This is a genomic window from Streptomyces sp. NPDC046909, assembly GCF_040644695.1.
Taxonomy (GTDB): Bacteria; Actinomycetota; Actinomycetes; order Streptomycetales; family Streptomycetaceae; genus Streptomyces.
In genome coordinates this window covers 216,820-241,216 of sequence record NZ_JBEYXC010000018.1, presented here as the reverse complement: position 1 = coordinate 241,216, position 24,397 = coordinate 216,820, and the positions used below count along the sequence as shown (strand labels likewise).

Genomic DNA, 24,397 nt, shown 5'->3' with positions numbered 1-24,397 from the left:
CTCATCCTTCCTTCGCGAGCCGTGCGGCTGCGATGGCCGCCTGGCCGTAGCTGATGCCGCCGTCCCCGACCGGGACCTCGCCGCCCACCAACACCCTGAGGCCCTGGGCGCGCAGCCGCCGTCTCACTTCGGTCAACAGCCGACTGTTGACGAAGCAGCCGCCGCCCAGACACACCGTGTGCGGCGCGCCGTCCGCCACGGCACGGGCCACGAGGTCGGCGGTGACGGCCGCGAGCGTGAGGTGGAAGGCGGCCGCCAGGCTCGGCACGGGCTCTCCGTCCAGCCGCCGCAGCAGCAGGTCGGCCAGGGTGGGCGTGGAGTCGTACACCCACAGGCCGTCCGCCCGCGTGATCCGGTGGGCCAGCGGCACGGCGTGCGCGGTGCCCGCCGTGGCCTCCAGGAGGACGGCCGCCTCGCCCTCGTAGGTGACGGCGTCCGCCAGCCCGAGCAGCGCGGCGACCGTATCGAACAGGCGGCCCGCACTGGACGCGCGCGGGCAGTTGACGCGCCGGGCCACCATCGCGCGCACGGCGGCAGCCTCCGCCGGGTCGAGGCGGTCGGTGAACTGCCGGGTGAGCCAGGGGTAGGGGCGTGGTGAGCCCAGCGGTTCGGCGTCCAGCAGGTGGCCGAGTGCGGTGCGGGAGGGATGGCGTACCGCCGCGTCGCCGCCGGGCAGGGGCGCGGTCGCGAACCTGCCCACGCGGCGGTAGCCGCTCAGATCGGCGACGAGGATCTCGCCGCCCCACATCGTGCCGTCGTCCCCCAGGCCCAGCCCGTCGTAGGCGACGCCCAGGAAGGGGCCGCGCACCCCGTGTTCGGCCGCAACCGCGGCCACGTGCGCGTGGTGGTGCTGCACCGGGATCAGGCGCAGCGGCTGCTCCTGGGCCCACTGGGTGGACAGGTAGCCGGGGTGCAGATCGTGCGCCAGCACGGCCGGTTCGATGCCGAGGAGCCGCCTGAGATCGTCGTACGACCTTCGGAACGCGTCGTACGTCGCCATGTCCGCCAAGTCGCCGGTGTGCGCCCCGAGATGGGCTCTGCCCTCGGCGGCGAGCGTGAAGGTGTGCTTGAGCTGGGCGCCCGCCCCGGCGACCGGTGGCGCGTCGGGCACCGGCAGGGGAGGGGGGCGAGCCCGCGCGCTCGGCGGACGGTGATCCGCGTCCGGCCGGTGATCTGGAGCACCGAGTCGTCGTAGCGGGCACGGATCGGCCGGTCGTGGGTGAGGAAGCCGTCGGCGACGTCGGCCAGAGCGCTGTGGGCGTCGGCGTCCTCGATGGCGATCGGCTCGTCGCTGAGGTTGCCGCTGGTGACCACGAGGGGGCGGGCCGACTCGTCGAGCAGGAGGTGGTGCAGACCGGTGGTGGGCAGGAAGAGGCCGAGACGCGGAGCGCCCGGGGCGACCTCGGGCGCGACGCCGTGCCGTCGGCCTGGCGACAGCAGCACGACGGGACGGGCCGGCGAGGTGAGCGTCGCGAGTTCCGTGCTGCTGACGCGCACCAGGCGGGCCGCTGCGTCGATGTCCGCCACCATGACCGCGAACGGTTTCGCCGGGCGGCGCTTTCGGCGCCGAAGCTCGGCCACGGCCTCGGAGTCGGTGGCGTCGCACACCAGCTGGTAGCCGCCGAGCCCCTTCAGAGCGACGATGCCGCCGTCGGCGACGGTCTTGGCCGCCGCCCGCAGCGCGTCCTCACCGCGCAGGTCGTCCCACGCGAGCCGGGGCCCGCAGTCGGGGCAGGCGACGGGCTCGGCGTGGAAGCGACGGTCGGCGGGGTCGGCGTACTCGGCCGCGCACGCCGCGCACAGCGGGAAGCGGCGCATGGTCGTGCGGACGCGGTCGTAGGGCAGATCCTCGATGATCGTGGCGCGCGGGCCGCAGTCGGTGCAGTTGACGAACGGATAGCGGTGCCGCCGGTCGGCCGGGTCGTACAGCTCCCGCAGACAGGCCTCGCAGATGGCCGCATCGGGCGGGATCTCGCGGGACCCCGTGCCCGCGTGACCAGGCGCGCTGTGCCAGACGTGGAACCCCTTGCCCACGGTTTCCCGCCCGGAACTCACCCGGACCTCGCGGACCTGGGCCAGGACCGGGGCCTCGACGCGGAGGCGGGTGGCGAACTCGCCGATGGCGCGCAGCTCGCCCGCCACCTCGCCTTCCACGTGCCCGTTGACGTTGGCCACCCAGCCGTCCAGGCCGAGGGCGCGTGCCGTGCGGTACACGAAGGGCCGGAAGCCGACTCCCTGCACGGTGCCGTACACCTGGAAGCGCCGTACGCTCATCGCTCACCTCCGGGCCGTGGCGCGTCGCGGTGGTGGAGGAGCTCCTCCGCGATCGAGGCGGCCAGCGGCTCCACGGTGGCCGCGACGGCGGGCGAGAGCCCGGTGCCCAGGGAACTGTCGGCGCCTTCCACGGCGTAGACGACGAGACGTTGCGGCAACCGCCCCAGGACGCGGGCGAGTTCGACGGCCTCGCCCAGGCCGAGCCCGTGCGAGCTGGTCGTCCGCGGCGGGTCGAGGCGGCCGGCGTCAAGCTCGATGCGGTGGATCCGGCCCGGATGTCCGGGGTGCGCGTGTGCCGCGTCCACGACCACGGCGAGGTCGGCGCCCTCCCAGAGAGCGATCAGCCGTGCGGGGTCGCCGTCGCACGTGGCGAGCACGGTGCCGGAGGGCAGGGGTCGGCCCGCGGCCTTCTCCCGCACCCTGGCGACGACCGCCCATCCCACACCGTCGTCCCGCCGGAACTCGTTCCCGACGCCGACGAGGGCGACCCGCGCACGCGTCCTCATACCCGTCACCGTGCGCCCCGGCCCGCGTCGGCTCACAGGGCCGAACGGCCCCATCCCGGGGGCCGATGCGACCCGGCCCGAACTTGACTTCTAGGGCAAGGGTGTGTGGGCCGGCAAAGTGCCGACGGCCATGGTCCACGTCGGCGTGCAGGCCCGAGGATCGCACGCCCAGTGCGATGGGCGCGGGCCCTACGGTGTCCGATCGTGCCCTGCGCGGTTCAGCCCGTCCTGTGCCCCCAGCGCGGTTCGACCAGATCCCACTCCCGACCCCACTCGTCGAGGCGCTGTCGGCCGAGCCGGTACCGTGCGACCGCTCCGGTGCCGGTCACCACACCGGCCAGGGCGAGTGCGGCCGCGAGGCCCAGGATGCCGGCCTCTGCCATCGCCGCCGCAGGAGACGGAGGCTCGGTGGTGAGCTTCCCCTGCCGGTCCGTCCACACGACCACCTTGGATCCGGCCTTCTGCCCGGTGTCCACCAGCGTCTTTCCGCTACGGACCGATCCGTCCGACGCTGTCCAGCGGACCTTCGCCGACAGCCGGCCCTTCGTTCCACCGAGCGCCGTGGCCGCGGGGACGTCGGTCAGGAGCACCGCCTGTACGGGGTGCCGCTCGGCACGCTGCCGGGCGAACACCTCGTCGGCGGCGTGGGCCGTCACCAGACCGGCGAGCGTGCCGCCGACCACGACGGCCACCCACACGGCCAGCACGATCCAGGCCTCGACGACATCCGTGTGCCGTCGCAGCGGGTTGCTCCGCCACCGCCACAACCTCTTCTTCGTACGCCTGTGAGTGTGCACGGCCCGCACCTCCTCGTCGGCGCACTCGGACGCCGTCCTACTCAGGACGGTGACAGGCGAGGACGCAGGGCCGCATGGGCCGATCAGACGCCATCGCGGGGCCGACCGGCACCGATTTGCCGCCGATGGGTCGTTCGGCACCGGTCCGCACGAGCCGTCCGGACGGCTCCGCAAGTCATCGCCCCTCGGGCCGGGGCCTAGTCAGCCCGCGGCGGCGGAGACGACACCCGGGGCGGGCGTACGGGCCGGTGCCTCCGCCAGAGCGGGGTGTATCTCGAAGACGCCGGCCAGACCGGCGCACCGCAGGACGCGCAGGAAGCGGGGGCTGTCGGAGACGAGCCGCAGGCGGCCGCCCCGCGCCACGATCCGGTTCCTCACCCGGCACAGGAGACCCAGTCCGCTGCAGTCGATGAAGGACACGGACCGCAGGTCCAGCACCAGATCGGGGTGCGGGCCCGTGGTCAGCGCGTCGAGACGGGCCGCGAGGAGCGACGCCGTACGGATGTCGATCTCGCCGCGCAGCTCCACGACGGTCGCACCGCCGCTGAAATGTTCGGTGTGGTGCGGCGAGAGCCTGATGTGGTTCTCGGACATGGACACAGAAGAACCCGGGCGTTCCGCCGTGCGGTAGGGCCGGTCGGTCCTCTTGACAAGGCCGCAGGGGCCGTTTGCTCCCGCCGTGGCCGTCCGGCCCGAACGGTCCCGTCCGGCCTCCCGCCGAGGGCCGACCGGCCCAAGCGGACACCGGTCCCTACGGACAGGCTGGACCTGCGGGACATTCCCGGCGCCGCACCCTGCAGCCGGGCCGGACCGGCTCTTCGGGGACACGCTGCCGGTCGGAGACCGAGAGAGGAAACCGCCATGAAGGGCTTCGTCTTCCACGGCCCCGGACGCTCCGCCTGGCAGGACGTCCCGGACCCCGCCGTCAAGGACCCCACCGACGCGATCGTGCGCGTCGACGCCGTCACCATCTGCGGCACCGACCTGCACATCCTCAAGGGCGACGTGCCGGAGGTGCGCCCCGGCACCGTGCTCGGGCACGAAGCGGTCGGCGAGATCGTAGAGACCGGCAGCGACGTACGCACCGTCCGCCCGGGCGACCGGGTCCTGGTCTCCTGCATCACCGCCTGCGGGCGCTGCGCGTACTGCCGCAAGGCGATGTACGGGCAGTGCCGGGGCGACGGAGGCTGGATCCTCGGACACCTGATCGACGGCACACAGGCAGAGTACGTACGCGTGCCGCACGCCGACCTCTCCGTCCACGCGCTGCCCAGCACGCTGGAGAGCAACGACGCCGTCCTGCTGGCCGACATCTTCCCGACCGCCTACGAGGTGGGTGTGCTCAATGGGCGGGTCCAGCCCGGGGACACCGTCGCCGTCGTCGGAGCCGGTCCCATCGGACTCGCGGCGATCGCCACGGCCCGACTGTTCGCCCCCGAGCGGATCGTCGCCGTGGATGTGGCAGCCGCCCGGCTGGAAGCGGCCCGGCGGCTGGGCGCCGACGCGGTGGTCGACGCCGGTGAAGTCCCCGAACAGCTGGTCGCCGACCTCACAGACGGGCTCGGTGCCGACGTGGTCATCGAGGCGGTCGGTGTGCCGGAGAGCTTCGAGATGTGCACGCGCATGGTGCGGCCCGGCGGACACGTGGCCAACGTCGGCGTGCACGGCAAGCCCGCGACGCTGCACCTCGAAGACCTGTGGATCAAGAACGTGACCGTCACCACCGGCCTCGTCGACACCCACTCCACACCCACGCTGCTGCGGATGGCGGCCGCCGGCCGGCTGCCCACCTCGGCGCTGGTGACCCACACCTTCCCGCTGGACTCCATGGAGGAGGCGTACGACGTCTTCGCCCGCGCCGCCGACACCGGCGCGCTCAAGGTCGTGCTCGGCGGGCAGCGGCACGATGCCGTGGCCGTCCCGGCGGCCTGACGAAGAGAGGCGAGCCCCATGATCGACGAGACCGCGCCCGACACCGCGCACAAGAGGGCACAAGGTGACCTCGGCCGGCGCCTTGCCCGTCGGCGCGCGGAACTCGGCCTGACCCAACGGGAAACCGCACGCCGGGCGGGAATCGCCCCCGGGTATCTCCAGTACGTGGAAGAAGTCGCCACGGCCGCACCGAGCGTCAGCGTCCTCATCAGGCTGGCGGACGCCTTGAGCACGACGGTGACGGCGCTCACCGGCGGCAGCACCGACCTGCCGCCCGGCCTCCACCGCGCGGCCCGCGATCCCGGCTTCGTGGAGCTCGCTGCCGAGGAGTGCTGGACCCGGCTGGCGACGCACGGTGTGGGCAGACTGGCGGTGAGCACGGCCGAGGGGCCTGTCGTCGTTCCCGTCAACTACAGCGTCGTCGATGGCGTGATCGCCTTCAGAACGGCCCCTGGCACAGTCCCTTCGCAGGCCGTCGGAGACCGGGTCGCCCTCGAAGTCGACCGCATCGACGACGTGTTCGCCCGCGGTTGGAGCGTACTGGTGTGCGGCCGGGCCCGAGCGGTGACGGATCCGTACGCCGTGCGCCGGCTGGCGGACCGGGCGTACAGCACGCCATGGGCCGGCGGGCGGCGTGACCTGTGGGTGTGCGTCGATCCCGAGCACGTCACGGGGCGCGCGATCACCGAGGGCTCCTCGTACGGCGGGTGAGCGAAGCCCGGTCCCCGGTTGGTCGTCCCGAGGTGAACCGTGACGTTCGTCCGTCGTGGCAGGGGCCGCTCTCCGGCAGGGGCGGGACCGTAGGTCCCTCACTGTCGGCCGCCGTCCGGCACAGGATGGAACGCACTCGCTGCACGAGGTGAAAGACGGGCCGGCCATGTATGCCAACGACGGTTTCCGCGAACTCGACCGGCTGGAGTGCCTGCGCCGGCTGGCGAAGGCGCCGGTCGGCCGGATCGTCCACACCCGGCAGGCCCTGCCCGCCGTCCTGCCGGTGAACTTCTGTCTGGACGGCGACGGCGCGGTGCTGCTACGGACGTCGGCGGGCTCGGAACTGGCCCGCGCGGTCGACGGCGCGGTCGTCGCCTTCGAGGCGGACGAGGTCGATGCCGTCACGCACTCCGGCTGGAGCGTCGTCGTCATCGGCCGGGCGACCGTGGTGACGGATCCGGCCGAACACGCGCGGCTGTGCAGGGTGGGGCCGCGCTCCTGGGCGCCCTCGCCCGAGGAGGTCTTCGTGCGCGTCGGGCCCGATCTGGTCACGGGACGCGAGCTCGTCGGCGGACGTACGCAGTACGGGGTGGACCTGAATTCCTGAACTTCTGACCGCGATCGGGACCGAACGGCCCTGACGGATGGGGCCGTACGGCGCGGTGACGGGTTCCCGGTGGCCCTGCTCCAAGCCGCGGCGGGTGACGAGCATCATCGGTGTGACACCCCCGAGAAGGCACAGGCGCAGAAGCACGGGAAGGGAACAGGGACATGACCGACAAACGCGTGGTCGTCGGAGTGGACGGCTCTCTGATCGCCGTGCGGGCGCTGGACTGGGCCGCCGAGGAGGCGGCGCGCCGTGGCGCCGGGCTGCACATCGTGTACGCCGTGCCCGACCGCGACGAGGCCGCACCGGTGCTGGCATCGGCCGTCTCACGGATGCGCGCCCGCCATCCGGACCTGCCGGTGGTGGCCACGGCCGCAGAGGGCCGTGCGGTACAGGCACTGACGCGGGAGAGCGACGGCGCGGCCCTCACGGTCGTCGGCACCCGAGGGTTCGGCGGACTCGCCGGGACGCTGTTCGGCTCCGTCAGCTCGCGCCTGGCCGCGCACACGCACAGCCCTCTCCTGGTCGTCCGGGGAGACCACCCGTGTGATGGGGGCACCTCCCGCTCGAGCGAAGCCGAGAGTGGGGGAGGCCGCGACGTGCTGCTGGGCCTGGAGAGCGACGCCGACGCGGACGCGGCGGCCTACGCCTTCCAAGAGGCGGCGCGGCGCGGTGCCCGGCTGCGCATCCTGCACTCCTGGACCCATCGGCGCGTCGCGCCCGAGCTGCCGTCGCTGCTGCCCGCGACGAGCCCGGGCCAGCAGGCACTCGCCCGCCGCGACGCCGCCGAGGAGGCGGTCCCGCGCTTCGACGTGGCCGGGCTGCGCGAGCGGTATCCCGAGGTCGGCGTCGAGACCCGCACGGTCCGGGTCAGCCCGGCGCACGCGCTGTTGGAAGCCACTCGCGAGGCCGCCGTTGTCGTCATCGGCACCCACCGCCACGCCGGACGACCGGGCCCGCACCTGGGACCGGTCGTGCACACCCTGCTGCACCGCTCCCACTGCCCTGTGGTCGTGGTGCCCACCGTCTGAGGCGGGTCTGCGTCCACGGGACCGACCTGCCGGAGGCCGCCGACTGGGCCCGGGACGGCTGAACGGGCTTTCACAGCAGGGACGTTCGGCCCCGCTGTCCGGGCCGCGCAGCCCCTGCGATCCCCGCCGCCGAAGCGGGACATTGAAGGCGTAACGAGAGTCATGAAGACCCCCGAGCGTCACCCCCTGGAAGGGATGAGCACCATGGCAGTCCACGACAACCCCCACCGGCACCTGGGGTTCCACTTCCCGTCCCTGCGCAGGACCGGGACGGCTCCCGCGGCCGCCGACACGACGACCGCCGCGGCCACCGCGACCCGCGCCCACGTCTTCGCCGGGCTGCGTCTGCTGACCGGGTTCGTCTTCCTGTGGGCGTTCCTGGACAAGACCTTCGGCTTCGGTTACGCGACCGCCGACGGCAAGGGCTGGATCGACGGCGGTTCGCCGACCAAGGGCTTCCTCAGCGGCGTCGCCGCCGGACCGATGGAGTCCACGTTCCATGACTGGGCCGGAGACACCTGGGCCGACTGGCTGTTCATGCTCGGCCTGCTCGGCATCGGCCTCGCGCTCATCAGCGGCATCGCGCTGCGGCTCGCCGCCGTGGCGGGCACCGCCATGATGGCGCTCATGTGGATCGCGGAGTGGCCCCCGGCCAAGCACCTCTCCGACGGCTCGCTGAGCATGTCCACCAACCCGTTCGTCGACTACCACGTCATCTACGCCGTCGTCCTGATCGCCCTGGCGGCCGCGGGCGCCGGCGCCACCTGGGGACTGGGCAGGGCCTGGGCACGGCTGCCGTTCGTCAGCCGGAACCGCTGGCTGATGTGACCAGCCCTTCCCGGATCGGGGCACCGCCGCGTCCCTGCGGCGGTGCCCCGATCACTTGTGTGCGTGCGGTGGACACTTCGCGCACGACGGAGCGCCGGTCAGATGTCCGCGGGTCTGTCGGCTTCGGTGAGCCGGATTCCGGTGACCAGGTCGGGGTGGATGCGGACCGCGCAGTCCATGGTCTGTTTCACCCAGGGGTGCAGCAGTGACCGGTAGCGGGCCAGCTCGTCCGGGTCGGTCACCGGGTGGGCGTAGCGGGTGACGACGACGCTCCATCCGAGGTGGGTGTCCGGGTCGATGGCGTCCGCTTCGTAGGCGACGACGACGCCGGGGCCGTCGGCACGAAGAGTGTGTGAGGTCAGGGCCGTCCGCTCGTGGGTGCGGATGACGATGTCACCGGCGTCCAGGACATGATCGACCGGGCGGACGGTGGGCAGCGCGTGCCGGGTGAAGACGATCCTGCCCAGGGAGACGCTGCCCAGCAGCCGCAGGGCTTCCGAGCTGTCCAGTGCCACGCTCCGCCGGGGTGCGGCAGGTGCGGGGTGCGGGTTGTCGACGCTCATGATGGTCTTTCGTGGGAATGCACAGCTCGTTGGTGCCTACGGCCGACGTGGCGGCAGTCGTCCCACGGCTCGTTGCGCGGGCGGCTGGTCGCCGGATACACCGATGGAACGCCCGAAGACCGATGGCGGCCAGGGCCGCTAAGCGCTCCGCTGGCCGTGCCGACGTGCGGCTCCGCCGCGGGGCGGCGACGGGCCGGCGATTGTCTGCGGCGCCGTCGTGGATGGTCGCGCCCGCGCGGCGGAGCCGCAAGTCGATACAGCCCTGCGCCCCTTCAGGGCGCTACCCAGCCGCAGTGAACTTCACGGGGACCGCTTAGGCCCCGACCGCCGTCTCCCCCGACCCTTTTCGGGCATCACCTGCTGTCGCTCGTCCCCATCCCCGACAGTGCCGCTCGTCCGGCTTCGAGGCGGGCCACCGGCACCCGGAACGGGGAGCAGGAGACGTAGTCGAGGCCCGCGCCGTGGAAGAAGTGGATCGAGTCGGGATCGCCGCCGTGCTCGCCGCACACGCCGATCTTCAAGTCGGGCTGTGCCGCGCGGCCTTCGGCGACGGCGATCCGGACCAGCCGGCCGACGCCCTCGCGGTCGATGGTCTCGAACGGGGAGACGGCGAAGACGCCTTTGTCGAGGTAGGCGGAGAAGAAGGCTGCCTCGACGTCGTCGCGGGAGAAACCCCAGGTGGTCTGGGTCAGGTCGTTCGTGCCGAAGGAGAAGAACTCCGCCTGCTCGGCGATCCGGCCCGCGGTGAGCGCGGCCCGGGGCAGCTCGATCATGGTGCCGACCGGGCAGGTCACGGGGATGCCGGACTCCTCGGAGACCTGGGCGAGGACCCGTTCCACCTCTTCGCGTTCGATACGGAGTTCCTCGACGGCGCCGACGAGCGGCACCATGATCTCCGCTTCGGGGGAGCCGCCGGCCCGGGTGCGTTCCACGACCGCTTCGGCGATGGCCCGTACCTGCATGGCGACCAGACCGGGGACGACCAGGCCGAGGCGCACCCCGCGCAGGCCGAGCATCGGGTTCTCCTCGTGCATGCGGTTCACGGCGTCGAGCAACTCGACGTCGTGCGGGGCCGGTTGGTCCACGGAAGCCACCCGGACGGCGAGTTCCGTTCGGTCGGGCAGGAATTCATGCAGCGGCGGGTCGAGGAGCCGGATCGTCACCGGCAGGCCGTCCATCGCCTCCAGGATGCCGACGAAGTCCCGCCGTTGCAGGGGCAGCAGGGCGTCCAGGGCCCGCTCGCGAGCGGCGTCGTTGCGGGCCAGGATCATGTCCTCGACCAGCTTGCGGCGCTCACCGAGGAACATGTGCTCGGTGCGGCACAGCCCGATGCCCTGGGCGCCGAACCGGCGGGCCCGGGCGGCGTCCTCGGGGGTGTCGGCGTTCGCCCGCACCTCCAGCCGTCGTATGCCATCGGCTTGTTGCAGCGCGTCGCGCACGGCGTCGACCACCCCCGGCGACCGCTCGCCGGACTCCAGATACCGCATGACGGCCGAGTCGACCATCGGGGCCGCGCCCTGGTACACAGCACCGGCGGAGCCGTCCACCGAGATCACCGTGCCCTCCTCGACCACGGTGCCGTCACGGGTGGTGAAGCGCCGCGCCTCGATGTCCACGGTGAGTTCCTCGGCGCCGCACACGCACACCTTGCCCATGCCGCGCGCGACCACGGCGGCGTGGCTGGTCTTGCCGCCACGGCTGGTCAGCACGGCCTGGGCGGCGACCATGCCCGGCAGGTCGTCGGGGGTGGTCTCCTGACGTACGAGCACCACCTGCTCGCCGGCCGCTGCACGTCGTACGGCCTCGGCGGAGTCGAAGACCGCCGCGCCGACCGCCGCACCGGGTGAAGCCGGCAGACCGTGGGCGAGTGGCTCGCCGGTCGCCGAGGCGTCGAAGCGCGGGAACATCAGCCGGGCCAGCCCCTCGCCGCTCACCCGTGCCAGGCCCTCCGCCGAGGTGATGAGCCCTTCGTCGACCAGTTCGGCGGCGATGGCGAACGCGGCCTCGGCGGTGCGCTTGCCGACCCGGGTCTGCAGCATCCACAGCGTGCCGCGCTCGATGGTGAACTCGATGTCGCACAGGTCCCGGTAGTGGTTCTCCAGGGTGTCCATGTGGTCGCGCAACTGCCGGTACGACCGTGCGTCCAGCCGCTCCAGCTCGCTCAGCGGCACGGTGTTGCGGATGCCGGCGACGACGTCCTCGCCCTGGGCGTTGGACAGATAGTCGCCGTACAGGCCCCGGCGGCCGGTGGCCGGGTCGCGGGTGAACGCCACGCCGCTGCCGCTGTCTTTAGATGTCGCTGTGGTGCCGAGGTTGCCGTAGACCATGCGCTGGACGGTCACCGCGGTGCCGAGGTCGTCGGGGATGTGCTCGCGGCGCCGGTAGAGGCGTGCACGTTCGCCGTTCCAGGACTGGAAGACGGCCAGGATCGCCCGGCGCAGCTGCTCGGCGGGGGACTGGGGGAAGTGCTCGCCGCTCTCCACGCGGATCAGGTTCTTGTACGTCTCCACCAGCTGGGCGAGGTCACCCGCGTCGAGGTGCACGTCGTCCGGGACGCCGCGGGTCTCCTTGAGGAAGGTCATGGCCCGCTCGAACAGCGCGGAGTCCACACCCATGACCGTGCTGCCGAACATCTGCACCAGTCGGCGATAGGAGTCCCAGGCGAAGCGCTCGTTGCCGGACGCCTTGGCCAGGCCCAGCACGGAGTCGTCGTTGAGGCCGATGTCGAGGACCGTGTCCATCATGCCGGGCATGGAGAACCGGGCCCCGGAGCGGACGGACACCAGCAGCGGATCGTCCGGCTGCCCCAGCCGCCGCCCGGCGGACTCCTCCAGTGCGGTCAGGTGCACGGAGACCTCCCGGGCCAGCTCCTCCGGCTCGGAGCCGGAGGCCAGGAAGGCCCGGCAGGCCTCGGTGGTGACGATGAACCCGGGCGGTACCGGCAGGCCCAGCCGGGTCATCTCGGCGAGGTTCGCGCCCTTCCCGCCGAGCAGATCGGCCAGGTCACGGCCGCCCTCATCGAAGTCGTACACATAACGGACCATGACGTAGCGCTCCTCAGCTCTGCGCCGCGGCAGCTCTGTACCGCGGCCCTGACCGCTATGACGGCTGGTGCCCCTCCAGCGTCGGACGCGACCCGGTGGGACGGCAGGTGCCGGCCGTCCTGTCCGGTGGGCCGGTCGGCCCTCGGTCGCGTCGGCCCCGGCGGGCCCTGGCCCGCACCCGCCCGGTCCGTGCCGCCGCCCGGCGTCAGCGGGTGGTTGCCGGCCATGGGGCGGGTACTCGTCGGTCAGGAAGGGGCCGCCGCATTGAGGGCCGACCGGCCCTGGCCTTTCGGCCCGGAAGCGAGAAGGATCGATCAGGAAGCCGATCGCGTCCACGAACGGGCAGCGGTGTGGAACGGACGCAGGACGAGGAGCATCCGATGACGGACGGCGAGCGGCCCGGCCCCGACCACCCGATCAGGGTCTTCCTGCTGGACGACCACGAGGTGGTACGGCGCGGGGTGCACGACCTGCTGAACGACGAGCCGGACATCACCGTGGTCGGCGAGGCCGCGACGGCCGAGCAGGCTCTCGTACGGGTCCCCGCCCTGCGTCCGCAGGTGGCGGTGCTGGATGTGCGCCTTCCGGATGGCGACGGCGTGACCGTGTGCCGGGAACTGCGCTCGCAGCTGCCCGATCTGGCCTGCCTGATGCTGACCTCGTTCGACGACGAGGAGGCCCTGCTGGACTCGATCATGGCCGGGGCGTCCGGATACGTCCTGAAGCAGATCCAGGGCTCCGACCTGGTGTCGGCCGTCCGCACGGTCGCCGCGGGCCAGTCGCTGCTCGACCCGAGCGCCACCACCAAGCTGATGGCCCGGCTGCGCGAGGGACAGAAGCAGGAGCAGGAGCCCGAGGCGCTGCCGGGCCTCACCGAGCGGGAGCGGGAGATCCTGGCCCTGATCGGCGAGGGGCTCACCAACCGGCAGATCGGCCAGCGGCTCTACCTCGCCGAGAAGACCGTCAAGAACCACATCTCCCGCCTGCTGGCCAAGCTCGGTGTCGAGCGGCGCATCCAGGCCGCCGTCATCGCCACCCAGGCCCAGGACCGGCTCAACCACGAAGGCCACTGACACCCGCGTCCAGGGGCCGGCACGGCCGTTGGGCCGACCGTCCCCCGGCTGGTCCCCTTATGGCCCATGCCCCGCCGGACCCGCTGCCCGCAGGCTGGCAGCGCACACAGACGCGGATCGATTGGGAGGGCCACGGACATGACCGTGCGGGTAGGAATCAACGGCTTCGGGCGCATCGGACGCAACTACCTGCGCCTGGTGCTGGAACGTGCGGAGACCGGGACCGGCACACCGGTCGAGGTGGTGGCGATCAACGACATCACCTCGCCGACGACGCTGGCCCACCTTCTGGAGTTCGACTCGACCTATGGCCGCCTCGGCCGTGTCGTCGAGCACGACGGCACCTCGCTGACCGTGGACGGCAAGCGCATCGCCGTCACCGCGGAGCGCGATCCGGCGGCCCTGGCCTGGGGCGACCTCGGCGTGGACGTGGTCATCGAGTCGACCGGCCGGTTCCGCACCCGAGAGGACGCCGGCCTGCATCTCAAGGGCGGAGCCCGCAAGGTGCTGCTCTCCGTGCCCGGCAAGGGGGTCGACGCCACCGTCGTCATGGGTGTCAACCAGGGCACCTACGACCCGGACAATGACCACGTGGTCTCCAACGCCTCGTGCACCACGAACTGCGTGGCCCCCATGGTGAAGGTCCTCGACGAACGCTTCGGCATCGACAAGGGCCTGATGACCACCATCCACGGCTACACCAACGACCAGGTCGTCCTGGACGGTCCGCACAAGGACCTCCGCCGCGGCCGCAGCGCCGCCGTCAACATCATCCCCACCTCCACCGGAGCCGCCCGCGCCGTCGGCCTCGTCCTGCCGGAACTGGCCGGGACCCTGGACGGCATCGCCGTACGCGTCCCCGTCGAGGACGGCTCGCTGACCGACCTGACCGTGGTCCTGGACCGGGCCGTCACCGCCGACGAGGTCAACGCCGCTTACCGCGAGGCCGCCGACGGGCCGCTCAAGGGCGTTCTGCGGGTCTCCGACGCCCCCATCGTCTCCCGCGACATCGTGGGCGACCCGGCCTCCTGCGTCCTCGACGCCCCGCTCACCCAGGCGCACGGCGAGCTGGTCAAGGTCTTCGGCTGGTACGACAACGAGTGGGGCTACACCAACCGGCTGCTGGACCTCACCGAGTACGTCGCAGCCCGGCTGCCCCGTGGCTGACGACCGGGGCAGCCCTCCGCACCAGCCACCCACATGATCCTCTGCCGCGCCCCGCGACGGACCGATACCGTGTCAGCAGGCCACAACGGTCGACCGTCGGTACGTGAGGGGACCTGGAGGATCATCGGTGGGACACTCCGAAGACGCCCGGGAGGCCCGCGTACGGCTGCCCCAGCTGAGGCTGGACGAGCTGCTGGAGGAACTCCAGGCGCGCCTGGACGCGGCGCGCGGCACCCGGGACCGGGTGCACAGCCTGCTGGAGGCAGTGCTGTCGGTCGGGCGCGAGCTGGACCTGGAGCAGGCCCTGCGCGGCATCGTCGAGGCCGCAGCGGTGCTGGTCGACGCCCGGTATGCCGCCCTGGGTGTGATCGGGCCGGGCGGGAAGCTGCTCTCGGAGTTCCACACCGTGGGGGTCACCGACGAGCAGATCGCCGAGATCGGCCCCTTCCCGGAGGGCCACGGCATCCTCGGGGAGCTGATCAGCCACCCCGAGCCGCTGCGGCTGACGAAGATCTCCGAGCACCCTGCCTCGTACGGCTTCCCGCCGCACCACCCGCCGATGAGCACCTTCCTCGGCGTCCCGATCCGGGTCCGTGACCAGGTCTTCGGCAATCTGTACCTGACCGAGAAGCGAGGCGGGGCGCAGTTCGACGAGGAGGACGAGTCGGTCCTGTCGACCCTCGCCGTGGCGGCGGGCGTGGCGATCGACAACGCCCGCTTGTATGAGGAGTCCCGGCTGCGCGAGCGCTGGCTGCGGGCGAGCGCGGAGATCACCCAGAGTCTGATGTCGGGAAGCGACCGCGGTGAGGTCCTCGGACTGATCGCCGAGCGGGCCGGCGAGATCACCGGGGCCGCCCTGGCCGTGGTCGCGGTGCCGATGGAGGGAACCAACGCGCTCACGGTGGAGCTGGCCATCGGAGTCGAGGCGGGGGCGTACCGGGGGCTGGTCCTGCCGGTCGACGACAGCCTGATCGGCCGGGCCTTCTCCAGCGGCACTCCCGTCTCCAGCCGGGACGTCTCGCGCGACGAGCGCAGGGAGGGCGGGCACAGCGAGCCGGAGGGAACCCCGGCGGACGACGAGGGGAGGGGCTCGGCCGCCGCTGCGCGTTCCACTCGCCTGGGCCCGGCCGTCGCTGTTCCCATCGGCTCCGGCGACGGGGTACGGGGCGTTGTACTCCTGGTCCGTGAGCCCGGTCAGACGGTGTTCTCCGAGCAGGAGACCGAGCCGCTGCAGGGCTTCGCTGCGCAGGCCGCGGTCGCCATGGAGCTGGCCGAACGACGCAAGGACGCCGAACAGATCGCCGTCCTGCAGGATCGTGACCGCATCGCCCGGGACCTGCACGACCTGGCGATCCAGCGGCTGTTCGCCACCGGCATGACCCTGCAGAGTGCGGGACGGTTCATCGAGCACGCCGAGGCCTCCGGGCGCGTACAGCGGGCCGTCGAGGACCTGGACGAGACCATCAAGATCATCAGGTCGGCGATCTTCGGCCTGCGTTCACACGACGACGCCGCCGGACCCGGTCTGCGGGCCCGCGTGGTGCGCGTGGTCGGGGAGACGGCGCCGATGCTGGGCTTCGCGCCCAGCGTGCGCATGGAAGGGTTGCTGGACACCCACGTGTCGAGGGAGATCGCCGACCACGTGGTGGCCGTCCTCTCCGAGGCCCTGACCAACATCGCCCGGCACGCACACGCCGGCCGTGCCGGGGTGGGACTGGAAACCGACGGGCGCGAGGTGCGGCTGGAGGTCTCCGACAACGGCGTGGGCATTCCGCCCGAGGGGCGCCGCAGCGGCCTGCGCAACATGGCGGAGCGGGCCGAGCAATTGGGCGGGGAACTCGAACTGACCAGCCCGCCCGACGGTGGCACCAGGCTGGTGTGGCGGGTGCCGGTGGAGCAACGGTAGGGCCGGGGCGGCGATGGACCGACGGCCACCCGATCGAGGGCACGTCCGCACCGGGTGACGTGATCGGTCCGAGGCAGTCGCTCTCGGCGACTGCGGCCTCCTGGGGGCCGATCGGGCCCTTCGCCGAGGCCGTTGGGTCCCTGCCGCACCAGGCTGTGCGGTGCGAGGGTGGAGCCCGGTCCACGAGGCGGGTCGGCGGATGCTCTGCCCTCACAGAGGATCTCGCTCGCTTCCGTTCCCCGGCCGTCGGTTGAGGCGGTTGGGGGCAGCCCGTCTCGTGGGCCTTTGCCGGACCACCACTCAAGTGGGGCCGTATGGCGCGACGCCACGGCCGTTCCGGCCCATCCCCATGCCGATGCCGCCGCACGACGCTGTGAAGTACAGCCTCCAGGAAGGAGGGGCGTCATGAAGATCCGGCGCCTGTTCCGGTTCACCGAGGAGACGGTGCTGTACGCGTTCGGCGCCGTGCTTCTCTTCCTCGCCTTCGCGGTGGGCGGCACGGTGCTGGGGATCGTCCTGGTGCCGTTCGCCGTCCTGGGTGCCGTGGGACTGTTCCTGCTCGCACGGCGCATCGGTCGCGACGGTCGCGCCCCCACATCCCGTCCGTGAACTCGTGACCCTGTGCCCAAGTGACCCTGCCGCAGGGGCCGTTCGGCCCCTGCGGCCCGACGCCCTGCGCGGACGAGGCTGGTGAGCCCGGGCAGGGAGGAAGGCACGTGGGAGGTGCCATGGACGGTTCGGTCGCCACCGCGGCATCCGCGTCACGTGCGGCGCGCGAGCGGTACGAGGCGCCGTCCGGCGCGCCACCGGGCGTGCGGCGGCTGGTGGCCGACTCGTGGCGGCGCTGCGAGGCGTCCGGCGTACGGCCGGACGGCAGCCGGCTCCCGCCGCTGCGCGCGACGTCCGACGAACTCGCCGACTACCGGCGTACGCATCCGCTGGCCGCGATGGTGCCGATGTTCCGTGCGCTGCTGGGCACCGGTGCCGCGGACGACGGGCACGTGTTCGCGGTCGGGGACAGTGACGGCACCCTGCTGTGGGTCGAGGGCGACGGCGCGGCGATGAGGCGTGCCGAGCGGATGCACTTCGCCGAAGGAGCCGTCTGGTCCGAGACGCAGGCCGGGACGAACGCCCCGGGCACCGCGCTCGAAACGGGGCAGCCTGTCCAGATCGTGACCGGCGAGCACTTCAGCTCCGTCGCCCAGGCCTGGTCCTGTGCGGCGGCCCCTGTCCGCGATCCCGGTACCGGCCGGATGCTCGGCGTCATCGATCTCACCGGCGGCGCCACGATCGCCACGCCGCCCGCCCTGGCCGCGGTGCGGGCGGCCGCACTCGCGGCCGAGGCGCAGCTCGCCCGGACGCTGTCCGGGCCGGCGGTGCTGCTCGGCCCTGATGGGTGCGTACTCGTCGCGCCGGAGGCCGAGCGCATGGCCGTACGCCTGGCCGCACTGGGCAGGGACGGCGCTCTGCTGGAACACGCCGGGCGCGTCCACCGGCTCAGCCCGCGGCACAGCGAGATCGTGGTGGCCCTCGCCCTGGAGGGGCGTGGCGTGCACGGCGACCGGCTCGCCGTCGACCTGTCGGAGCGTGAGGTGCCCGCCTCGACGCTGCGGGCCGAGATGACCCGGCTGCGGGCGGTGCTGGGCCCGGCGCTGCTCGGGTCGCGACCGTACGCGCTGCTGTGCCCGGTGCGCAGCGACTTCGCGGACGTGGCCACCCTGCTCGCCGAGGGACGGGTGGCCCAGGCCCTCGACCGGTACCCCGGGCCGCTGCTGCCACGGTCCGAGGCGCCAGCCGTGGTGGAGCAACGGCGGGCCCTGGAGCAGCAGTTGCGCGGTGCCGTACTCGGCAGCGGCGACCCGCGGCTGCTGCGCCGCTGGGTGGAGGCGGCCTGGGGAGCCGACGACGCCGGTGCGTGGCTGGCGCTCGCCCACGGACTGCCAGGTGGGTCGGTCCAGCGTGCCGCGGTGGCGGCGCGCGCACGCGCACTGAGTCCCGACGCGGCCGTTCCGCCGCAGGCCAGGGGGCATGCAGCGGTGTTGCAGCGTTGCCGCTCCTAGCGTGCCGAGTGTCAGCACGAGTCGTCGTGAGGAACACGAATCGTCGTGAGGAAAGGGGACGGTCATGAAGTACGACCCTCCGGGCAGGCCGGGCAGTCCCGTGGACGTCGCGCCACGGTACGAGAACTTCATCGGCGGCAAGTGGCAGGCACCCACCACCGGGCAGTACTCGCCCAACCTGTGCCCCGCCACCGCCAAGCCGATCTGCGAGATCCCGAGGTCCGGGCCCGAGGACATCGAACTCGCCCTGGACGCCGCGCATGCGGCGAAGGACACGTGGGGCGAGGCTTCCGCGGCCCAGCGCGCCGCGGTGCTGAACAAGGTCGCCGACGCCATCGACGCCCACCGCGAGGAACTCGCCGTCGCCGAGAGCTGGGAGAACGGCAAGCCGGTCCGCGAGACCCTGGCCGCCGACATCCCCCTGGCCGCCGACCACTTCCGCTACTTCGCGGCCGCGATCCGCGCCGAGGAGAGCGAGATCACCGAGATCGACAAGGACACCATCGCCTACCATTTCCACGAGCCGCTGGGCGTGGTCGGCCAGATCATCCCGTTCAACTTCCCGCTCCTGATGGCCGCGTGGAAGCTCGCCCCGGCGCTCGCCGCGGGCAACGCCTCGGTGCTCAAGCCCGCCTCGCCGACCCCGTGGTCGATCCTGAAGCTGATGGAGGTCGTCGGCGACATCCTGCCGCCGGGCATCCTCAATGTCGTGAACGGTCCCGGCGCCGAGATAGGCAAGGCGCTCGCCACCAACAAGCGCATCGCCAAGGTCGCCTTCACCGGTGAGACCACCACCGGCCGTCTGATCATGCAGTACGCGTCCCAGAACATCATCCCGGTCACGCTGGAGCTGGGCGGCAAGTCGCCGAACATCTTCTTCAACGACGTGGCCGCGAAGGACGACGACTTCCTGAACAAGGCCGTCGAGGGCCTGGTGCTCTACGCGTTCAACAAGGGCGAGGTCTGCACCTGCCCCTCCCGCGCACTGATCCAGGAGGACATCTACGAGGAGTTCATGGCCCGCTGCCTGGACCGGATCCGCGCCATCAAGCAGGGCGACCCGCTCGACACCGACACCATGATGGGCCCCCAGGTCTCCAGGCAGCAGATCGACAAGATCGCCTCGTACGTCGAGATCGGCGTCAAGGAAGGCGCCGAGCTGCTGGTCGGCGGCCACCGGGCCGAGATCGGCGGGGAGTTCAAGAACGGCTACTTCTACGAGCCGACCGTCCTCAAGGGCCACAACAAGATGCGGGTGTTCCAGGAGGAGATCTTCGGACCCGTCCTCGCGGTCACCACCTTCAAGGACGAGGCCGAGGCCCTCGCCCTCGCCAACGACACCCTGTACGGCCTCGGCGCCGGCGTGTGGAGCCGCGACGGCGCCCTCGCCTACCGGATGGGCCGCGCGATCAAGGCAGGCCGGGTCTGGACCAACTGCTACCACCAGTACCCCGCCGGTGCCGCGTTCGGCGGCTACAAGGTCTCCGGCATCGGCCGCGAGACCCACAAGATGATGCTTGAGCACTACAGCCAGACCAAGAACCTCCTGGTCAGCTACGGCACCAAGCCGCTAGGGCTGTTCTAGTCAGGAGTACGACGACATGCCCGCCAAGATCGAGAACGGCAACGCCGGGCGCGTCACCGCCACCCCGGCGGCGCACAGGGCCATCGCGGCCTTGTGCGCCGCCCGGGGCGGGCCGGTGATGTTCGTCCAGTCCGGAGGCTGCTGCGACGGCAGCGACCCGATGTGCTTCCCCGGCGGCGAACTCACCGTGGGGGAGGGTGACATGCTGATCGGCGTCCTGGACGGCTGCACCTTCCACATCGACGCCGACCTGTACGAGGCGCTGGGCCGCCCCCGCCTCGTCCTGGACGTCGAGGAGGGCACCCCGGGCGGCTTCTCCCTCGCGGCCGGGGACGGGCTGCACTTCGTCACCCGGGTGCGGGAACCCCGGCACAAGGCCAGTTGATCAACAGACCCCGGCAGACGGCCGGTTGAGGAGCAGATCATGAAGGCAGCAGTCGTCACCGACTTCGGCAAGGCACTGGAGATCCAGGACCTGCCCGTCCCCGAGCCCGGCCCCGGCCAGGTGCTCGTGAAGATGGAGGCCTCCGGGCTCTGCCACACCGACATCCACGCCGCGCACGGCGACTGGCCGGTCAAGCCGCAGCCGCCGTTCATCCCCGGCCACGAGGGCGTCGGCCCCGTCCAGGCCGTCGGCGCCGGAGTCTCCGCCGACCTCATCGGCGCGCGGGTCGCGATCCCGTGGCTCGGCTCGTCCTGCGGCACCTGCCGCTACTGCGTCTCCGGCTGGGAGACCCTGTGCGAGTCCCAGGTCAATTCCGGCTACTCCGTGGACGGTTGCTACGCCGAGTACGCCGTCGCGAACGCGGGCGCGATCGTCCGGGTGCCGGAAGGCGTGTCGTCCTTCGACGCGGCACCGCTGACCTGCGCGGGCGTCACCACGTACAAGGCCATCAAGGTCGCCCGGGTGACCCCGGCCGAGCGCGTCGCCGTCTTCGGCATCGGCGGCCTCGGCCACCTGGCCCTCCAGTACGCGCGCCTGGTCGGCGGCTTCGTCACCGCCGTCGACCTCGAACCCGACAAGCTCGGCCTCGCGCACCGGCTCGGCGCCGACCAGACCGTCAACGCCCGCACCCACGACCCGGTCGAGGAGATCAAGAAGGCCGGCGGCGCGGACGTCGCCGTCGTGCTCGCCGCCGCACCCAAGGCGTTCGAGCAGGCCTACAAGTCCCTCAACCGCGGCGGACGCCTGGTCATGGTCGCGCTGCCCGCCGACAACGCGGCGATCAACGTGCCGATCTTCGAGACCGTCCTCGGCGGCATCTCCGTCATCGGCTCCATCGTCGGCACCCGCCAGGACCTGACCGAGGTGTTCGCGCTGCACGCCGCGGGCCGAACCCAGGTGATCGCCGAGACCCGGCGCCTGGACCAGGTCAACGACTCCTTCGACGAGGTCCTCGGCGGGCGGGCCGAGGCCCGGCTCGTCTTCGAGTTCTGAGGCCCGGACCCACCGGGCCACAGGGAGAGGCAGCAGATCATGGCAACCGTCACCGTGGGCGTCGTACGGGAGCGGGCGCCCGGCGAACGCCGGGTCGCCCTCGTCCCCGAGGCCGTCACCCTCCTGCGCCGGGCCGGAATCGACGTCCTGGTCGAGACCGGGGCCGGCTCCGGCGCCTGGTTCACCGACGCCGACTACACCGCCGTGGGCGCGAGTGTCGTACCGCCTGATGAGCTCTACGCTCGCACGGACGCCGTCCTGTGCGTGGGCCCGCCGGACGCGGAGAGCGCCGGGTCGCTGCGGTCCGGGCAGACCCTGATCGGTCTGCTCGAACCGCTGCACCACCCCGCCCTCGTACGGGAGTTGGACCGGCGCGGCGTGCGCACGGTGAGCCTCGATCTGCTGCCCCGCACCCTCAGCCGCGCCCAGTCCATGGACGCGCTGACCTCCCAGGCCAACGTCGCCGGATACAAGGCGGCCGTGCTCGCGGCCGACACCTATGACCGGTTCTTCCCGATGCTGACGACTGCGGCGGGCACCATGCGCCCGGCGCAGGTCCTCGTCCTCGGCGCCGGAGTGGCCGGGCTGCAGGCGATCGCCACCGCCCGCCGCCTCGGCGCCGTTGTCACGGCGTACGACGTACGCCCCGAGTCCCGAGGGGAGGTGGAGTCGCTCGGCGCCCGATTCCTGGACATTCAGCGCCCGCCAGGCACCGGATCGGGCGCCGGGCAGGGCGGTTACGCACGGGAGCTGACCGAGGAGGAGCAGCGGGCCCAGCGGGAGTCGCTGGATGCGCACATCGCCCGTAGCGACATCGTCATCACCACCGCACAAGTACCGGGCCGCAAACCGCCGTTGCTGGTCACCACCGCCGCCGTCGAGGCCATGAAGCCCGGCTCGGTCGTCGTCGACCTCGCCGCGAGCGAATTCGGCGGCAACGTCGAGGGCTCCGCACCCGACAAGACAGATGTCCTGGACAACGGCGTCACCCTCATCGGCGCCGGACGCCTGCCGCCCGCGATGGCGACCGCCGCGTCGACGGCGTACGCCCGCAACCTCGTCGCGCTCCTGCGGCACCTCGTGCGGGACGGCGAACTCGTCCTCGATCCGGCCGACGAGATCACCGGGGCCCTGATGGGAGGAACGTCGTCATGAACGATCTCGATCTCCTCACCGCGATCACCGTGTTCGTGCTGAGCGTGCTGGTCGGCATCGAGGTCATCAGCAAGGTCCCCGCGACCCTGCACACACCCCTCATGTCCGGTTCGAACTCCGTGCACGGCATCGTCGTCATCGGCGCGATGCTGATCGCGGCCGAGTCGCACACCTGGCTCGGCTATGTCCTGGCCTTCGTGGCCATGGTGTTCGGCGCGATGAACGTGGTCGGAGGGTACGTCGTCACGGACCGGATGCTGGAGATGTTCAAGGCCAGGCCGCGCGACGACAAGGCGGAGGTGCCAGGGTCATGAACGTCTCCGACACCGTCCACTACGTCTTCCTCGTCGCGGCCGCCTGCTTCGTCCTCGGCCTGCACCTGATGAACCACCCGCGCACGGCCCGCCGCGGCAACACCCTCTCGGCGAGCGCGATGGCCGTCGCGATCGCCGCCACGGTGTGGCTGGTGTCCGACGAGGGCACGATCACCGGCACAGGCTGGCTCGTGCTCGCCTCGGGCGGACTCGTCGGCGCCGCGCTCGGCCTGTACGCCGCCCGTGAGGTGAAGATGACCGCGATGCCCCAACTGGTCAGCCTCTTCAACGCGGTCGGCGGCGGGGCGGCCGCGCTCATCGCGGTCAACGACCTGCTGCAGGCCGACGATCCGGCCGCGCTGGGTGCCCGGGTGTCGCTGCCGGGTGCGCTGGACATCGTCATCGGCGCGGTCACCTTCTCCGGGTCGCTGATCGCGGCCGGCAAGCTCCAGGGTCTCGTCTCCGGCGCGCCGGTGGTGTTCCCGGGAGCGCGGCTGCTGAACGTGCTCCTGCCTGCCTCGTTCGTCGTCGGCACGGTCTGGCTGGTGCTGGCGCCCGACTCTCGGACGGCGCTGTACGGGCTCGTGGCGGTCGCCCTGCTCTTCGGAGTGACCATGGTGCTGCCCATCGGCGGCGCCGACATGCCGGTCGTCATCGCCCTGCTCAACGCCTTCACCGGGTCCGCGGTCGCGATGGCCGGCTTCGTCCTGAACGAGACCGCGCTGATCATCGCGGGCATGCTGGTCAGCGCCTCGGGTGGCATCCTCACCAAGCTGATGGCCGACGCGATGAACCGGTCGATCGCGGGGATCATGGTCGGCGGCTTCGGCACCGGGGACAGCGCTCCCGCAGCCGCAGGGGGAGCCCCCGCTCAGGTGCGGTCGGTCTCCGCCGACGACGTGGCGATCCAACTGGCGTACGCGAGCAAGGTCGTCTTCGTCCCCGGGTACGGCCTCGCCGCCGCCCAGGCCCAGCACGAACTCGGCGACCTGGCCAAGCTGCTCACCGACCACGGCATCGACGTCAGCTACGCCGTCCACCCGGTCGCGGGCCGTATGCCGGGCCATATGAACGTCCTCCTGGCGGAGGCCAACGTCCCCTACACCCAGCTCAAGGAGATGGACGACGTCAACCCCGAATTCCCGCAGGCCGACGTGGCGTTGGTGATCGGCGCCAACGACGTCACCAACCCGATCGCCCGCAAGCCCGGCAACGCCATCTCCGGCATGCCGATCCTCGACGTCGACAAGGCCAAGAGCGTCGTCGTCATCAAGCGCTCCATGGGCCACGGCTACGCCGGCATCGACAACGAGCTCTACACAGACCCGAAGACCGGCATGTTCTTCACCGACGCGAAGAAGGGGCTGGCCGAACTGAAGGTGGCGGTCGGCGAGTTCGTCAACTGA

Annotated in this window: 21 protein-coding genes and 1 pseudogene; 16 read left to right on the top strand and 6 right to left on the bottom strand. The window is 72.0% G+C overall.

The genetic code is table 11. The annotated features are described in order from the left end of the window. Window position 1: 1 nt before the first annotated feature. From hypF to ABZ928_RS43065, 4 genes and pseudogenes are all read right to left on the bottom strand, one after another. Window positions 2–2,274: pseudogene (gene hypF / locus ABZ928_RS43080) on the bottom strand (carbamoyltransferase HypF). Next, a complete protein-coding gene (locus ABZ928_RS43075) occupies window positions 2,271–2,780 on the bottom strand; it encodes a hydrogenase maturation protease (protein WP_361531882.1) in 510 nt (169 codons plus the stop codon). The pseudogene hypF and the gene ABZ928_RS43075 overlap by 4 nt, the downstream one beginning before the upstream one ends. A gap of 218 nt (window positions 2,781–2,998) precedes the next feature. After that, window positions 2,999–3,577: a hypothetical protein gene (locus ABZ928_RS43070; protein WP_361531879.1), complete on the bottom strand. Its 579-nt coding sequence runs from the start codon at window positions 3,575–3,577 to the stop codon at window positions 2,999–3,001. Between the two features lie 201 nt (window positions 3,578–3,778). After that, window positions 3,779–4,171, bottom strand: coding sequence for an STAS domain-containing protein (locus ABZ928_RS43065; RefSeq protein ID WP_361531876.1), 393 nt, complete (start codon window positions 4,169–4,171; stop codon window positions 3,779–3,781). A 267-nt stretch (window positions 4,172–4,438) separates the two neighbouring features. Between ABZ928_RS43065 and ABZ928_RS43060 the strand changes: the two genes are divergently transcribed. From ABZ928_RS43060 to ABZ928_RS43040, 5 genes are all read left to right on the top strand, one after another. Continuing rightward, the gene (locus ABZ928_RS43060) at window positions 4,439–5,509 is read left to right on the top strand and encodes a zinc-dependent alcohol dehydrogenase family protein (RefSeq protein ID WP_361531873.1); all 1,071 of its coding nucleotides are present in this window, start codon (window positions 4,439–4,441) and stop codon (window positions 5,507–5,509) included. An 18-nt stretch (window positions 5,510–5,527) separates the two neighbouring features. Then, on the top strand, window positions 5,528–6,220 hold the full coding sequence (locus ABZ928_RS43055; protein WP_361531870.1) for a pyridoxamine 5'-phosphate oxidase family protein: 693 nt from the start codon (window positions 5,528–5,530) through the stop codon (window positions 6,218–6,220). Between the two features lie 166 nt (window positions 6,221–6,386). After that, complete coding sequence (locus ABZ928_RS43050; RefSeq protein ID WP_361531867.1) at window positions 6,387–6,827, top strand: pyridoxamine 5'-phosphate oxidase family protein; 441 nt, start codon at window positions 6,387–6,389, stop codon at window positions 6,825–6,827. Between the two features lie 164 nt (window positions 6,828–6,991). Further along, the gene (locus tag ABZ928_RS43045; protein ID WP_361531864.1) at window positions 6,992–7,858 is read left to right on the top strand and encodes a universal stress protein; all 867 of its coding nucleotides are present in this window, start codon (window positions 6,992–6,994) and stop codon (window positions 7,856–7,858) included. Between the two features lie 204 nt (window positions 7,859–8,062). Then, a complete protein-coding gene (locus ABZ928_RS43040) occupies window positions 8,063–8,686 on the top strand; it encodes a hypothetical protein (RefSeq protein WP_361531942.1) in 624 nt (207 codons plus the stop codon). A gap of 98 nt (window positions 8,687–8,784) precedes the next feature. Here the strand turns inward: ABZ928_RS43040 and ABZ928_RS43035 are convergent, their stop codons facing one another. Together ABZ928_RS43035 and ppdK are read right to left on the bottom strand one after the other, a co-directional pair. Continuing rightward, window positions 8,785–9,249: a pyridoxamine 5'-phosphate oxidase family protein gene (locus ABZ928_RS43035; RefSeq protein ID WP_361531861.1), complete on the bottom strand. Its 465-nt coding sequence runs from the start codon at window positions 9,247–9,249 to the stop codon at window positions 8,785–8,787. A 353-nt stretch (window positions 9,250–9,602) separates the two neighbouring features. Then, window positions 9,603–12,293, bottom strand: coding sequence for a pyruvate, phosphate dikinase (gene ppdK / locus ABZ928_RS43030; protein WP_361531859.1), 2,691 nt, complete (start codon window positions 12,291–12,293; stop codon window positions 9,603–9,605). A 380-nt stretch (window positions 12,294–12,673) separates the two neighbouring features. Here ppdK and ABZ928_RS43025 point away from each other — a divergent pair, with 380 nt between their 5' ends. The 11 genes from ABZ928_RS43025 (at window position 12,674) to ABZ928_RS42975 (ending at window position 24,397) form a co-directional block, all read left to right on the top strand. Continuing rightward, on the top strand, window positions 12,674–13,366 hold the full coding sequence (locus tag ABZ928_RS43025; protein ID WP_361531857.1) for a response regulator transcription factor: 693 nt from the start codon (window positions 12,674–12,676) through the stop codon (window positions 13,364–13,366). Between the two features lie 138 nt (window positions 13,367–13,504). Further along, a complete protein-coding gene (gap, locus tag ABZ928_RS43020) occupies window positions 13,505–14,533 on the top strand; it encodes a type I glyceraldehyde-3-phosphate dehydrogenase (RefSeq protein ID WP_361531854.1) in 1,029 nt (342 codons plus the stop codon). Window positions 14,534–14,660: 127 nt separating this feature from the next. Continuing rightward, window positions 14,661–16,439 carry a GAF domain-containing sensor histidine kinase gene (locus tag ABZ928_RS43015; RefSeq protein ID WP_361531851.1) on the top strand — a complete coding sequence of 593 codons (1,779 nt, stop codon included), beginning with the start codon at window positions 14,661–14,663 and terminating at the stop codon, window positions 16,437–16,439. A gap of 405 nt (window positions 16,440–16,844) precedes the next feature. After that, window positions 16,845–17,048, top strand: a complete 204-nt coding sequence (locus tag ABZ928_RS43010; RefSeq protein ID WP_361531848.1) for a hypothetical protein — start codon at window positions 16,845–16,847, stop codon at window positions 17,046–17,048. A gap of 119 nt (window positions 17,049–17,167) precedes the next feature. Beyond that, on the top strand, window positions 17,168–18,499 hold the full coding sequence (locus ABZ928_RS43005) for a transcriptional regulator (RefSeq protein ID WP_361531845.1): 1,332 nt from the start codon (window positions 17,168–17,170) through the stop codon (window positions 18,497–18,499). Between the two features lie 64 nt (window positions 18,500–18,563). Further along, window positions 18,564–20,084, top strand: a complete 1,521-nt coding sequence (locus ABZ928_RS43000; protein ID WP_361531842.1) for an aldehyde dehydrogenase family protein — start codon at window positions 18,564–18,566, stop codon at window positions 20,082–20,084. Window positions 20,085–20,100: 16 nt separating this feature from the next. Continuing rightward, a complete protein-coding gene (locus ABZ928_RS42995) occupies window positions 20,101–20,469 on the top strand; it encodes a DUF779 domain-containing protein (RefSeq protein ID WP_361531839.1) in 369 nt (122 codons plus the stop codon). A gap of 39 nt (window positions 20,470–20,508) precedes the next feature. After that, the gene (locus ABZ928_RS42990; RefSeq protein ID WP_361531836.1) at window positions 20,509–21,522 is read left to right on the top strand and encodes a zinc-dependent alcohol dehydrogenase; all 1,014 of its coding nucleotides are present in this window, start codon (window positions 20,509–20,511) and stop codon (window positions 21,520–21,522) included. 39 nt (window positions 21,523–21,561) lie between these two features. Further along, entirely contained in the window at window positions 21,562–22,677 is a 1,116-nt protein-coding gene (locus ABZ928_RS42985) for an NAD(P) transhydrogenase subunit alpha (RefSeq protein WP_361531833.1), read from the top strand. Then, entirely contained in the window at window positions 22,674–22,991 is a 318-nt protein-coding gene (locus ABZ928_RS42980; RefSeq protein ID WP_361531830.1) for an NAD(P) transhydrogenase subunit alpha, read from the top strand. Before ABZ928_RS42985 ends, ABZ928_RS42980 begins: the two co-directional genes overlap by 4 nt. After that, window positions 22,988–24,397, top strand: a complete 1,410-nt coding sequence (locus tag ABZ928_RS42975) for an NAD(P)(+) transhydrogenase (Re/Si-specific) subunit beta (RefSeq protein WP_361531827.1) — start codon at window positions 22,988–22,990, stop codon at window positions 24,395–24,397. The genes ABZ928_RS42980 and ABZ928_RS42975 overlap by 4 nt, the downstream gene beginning before the upstream one ends.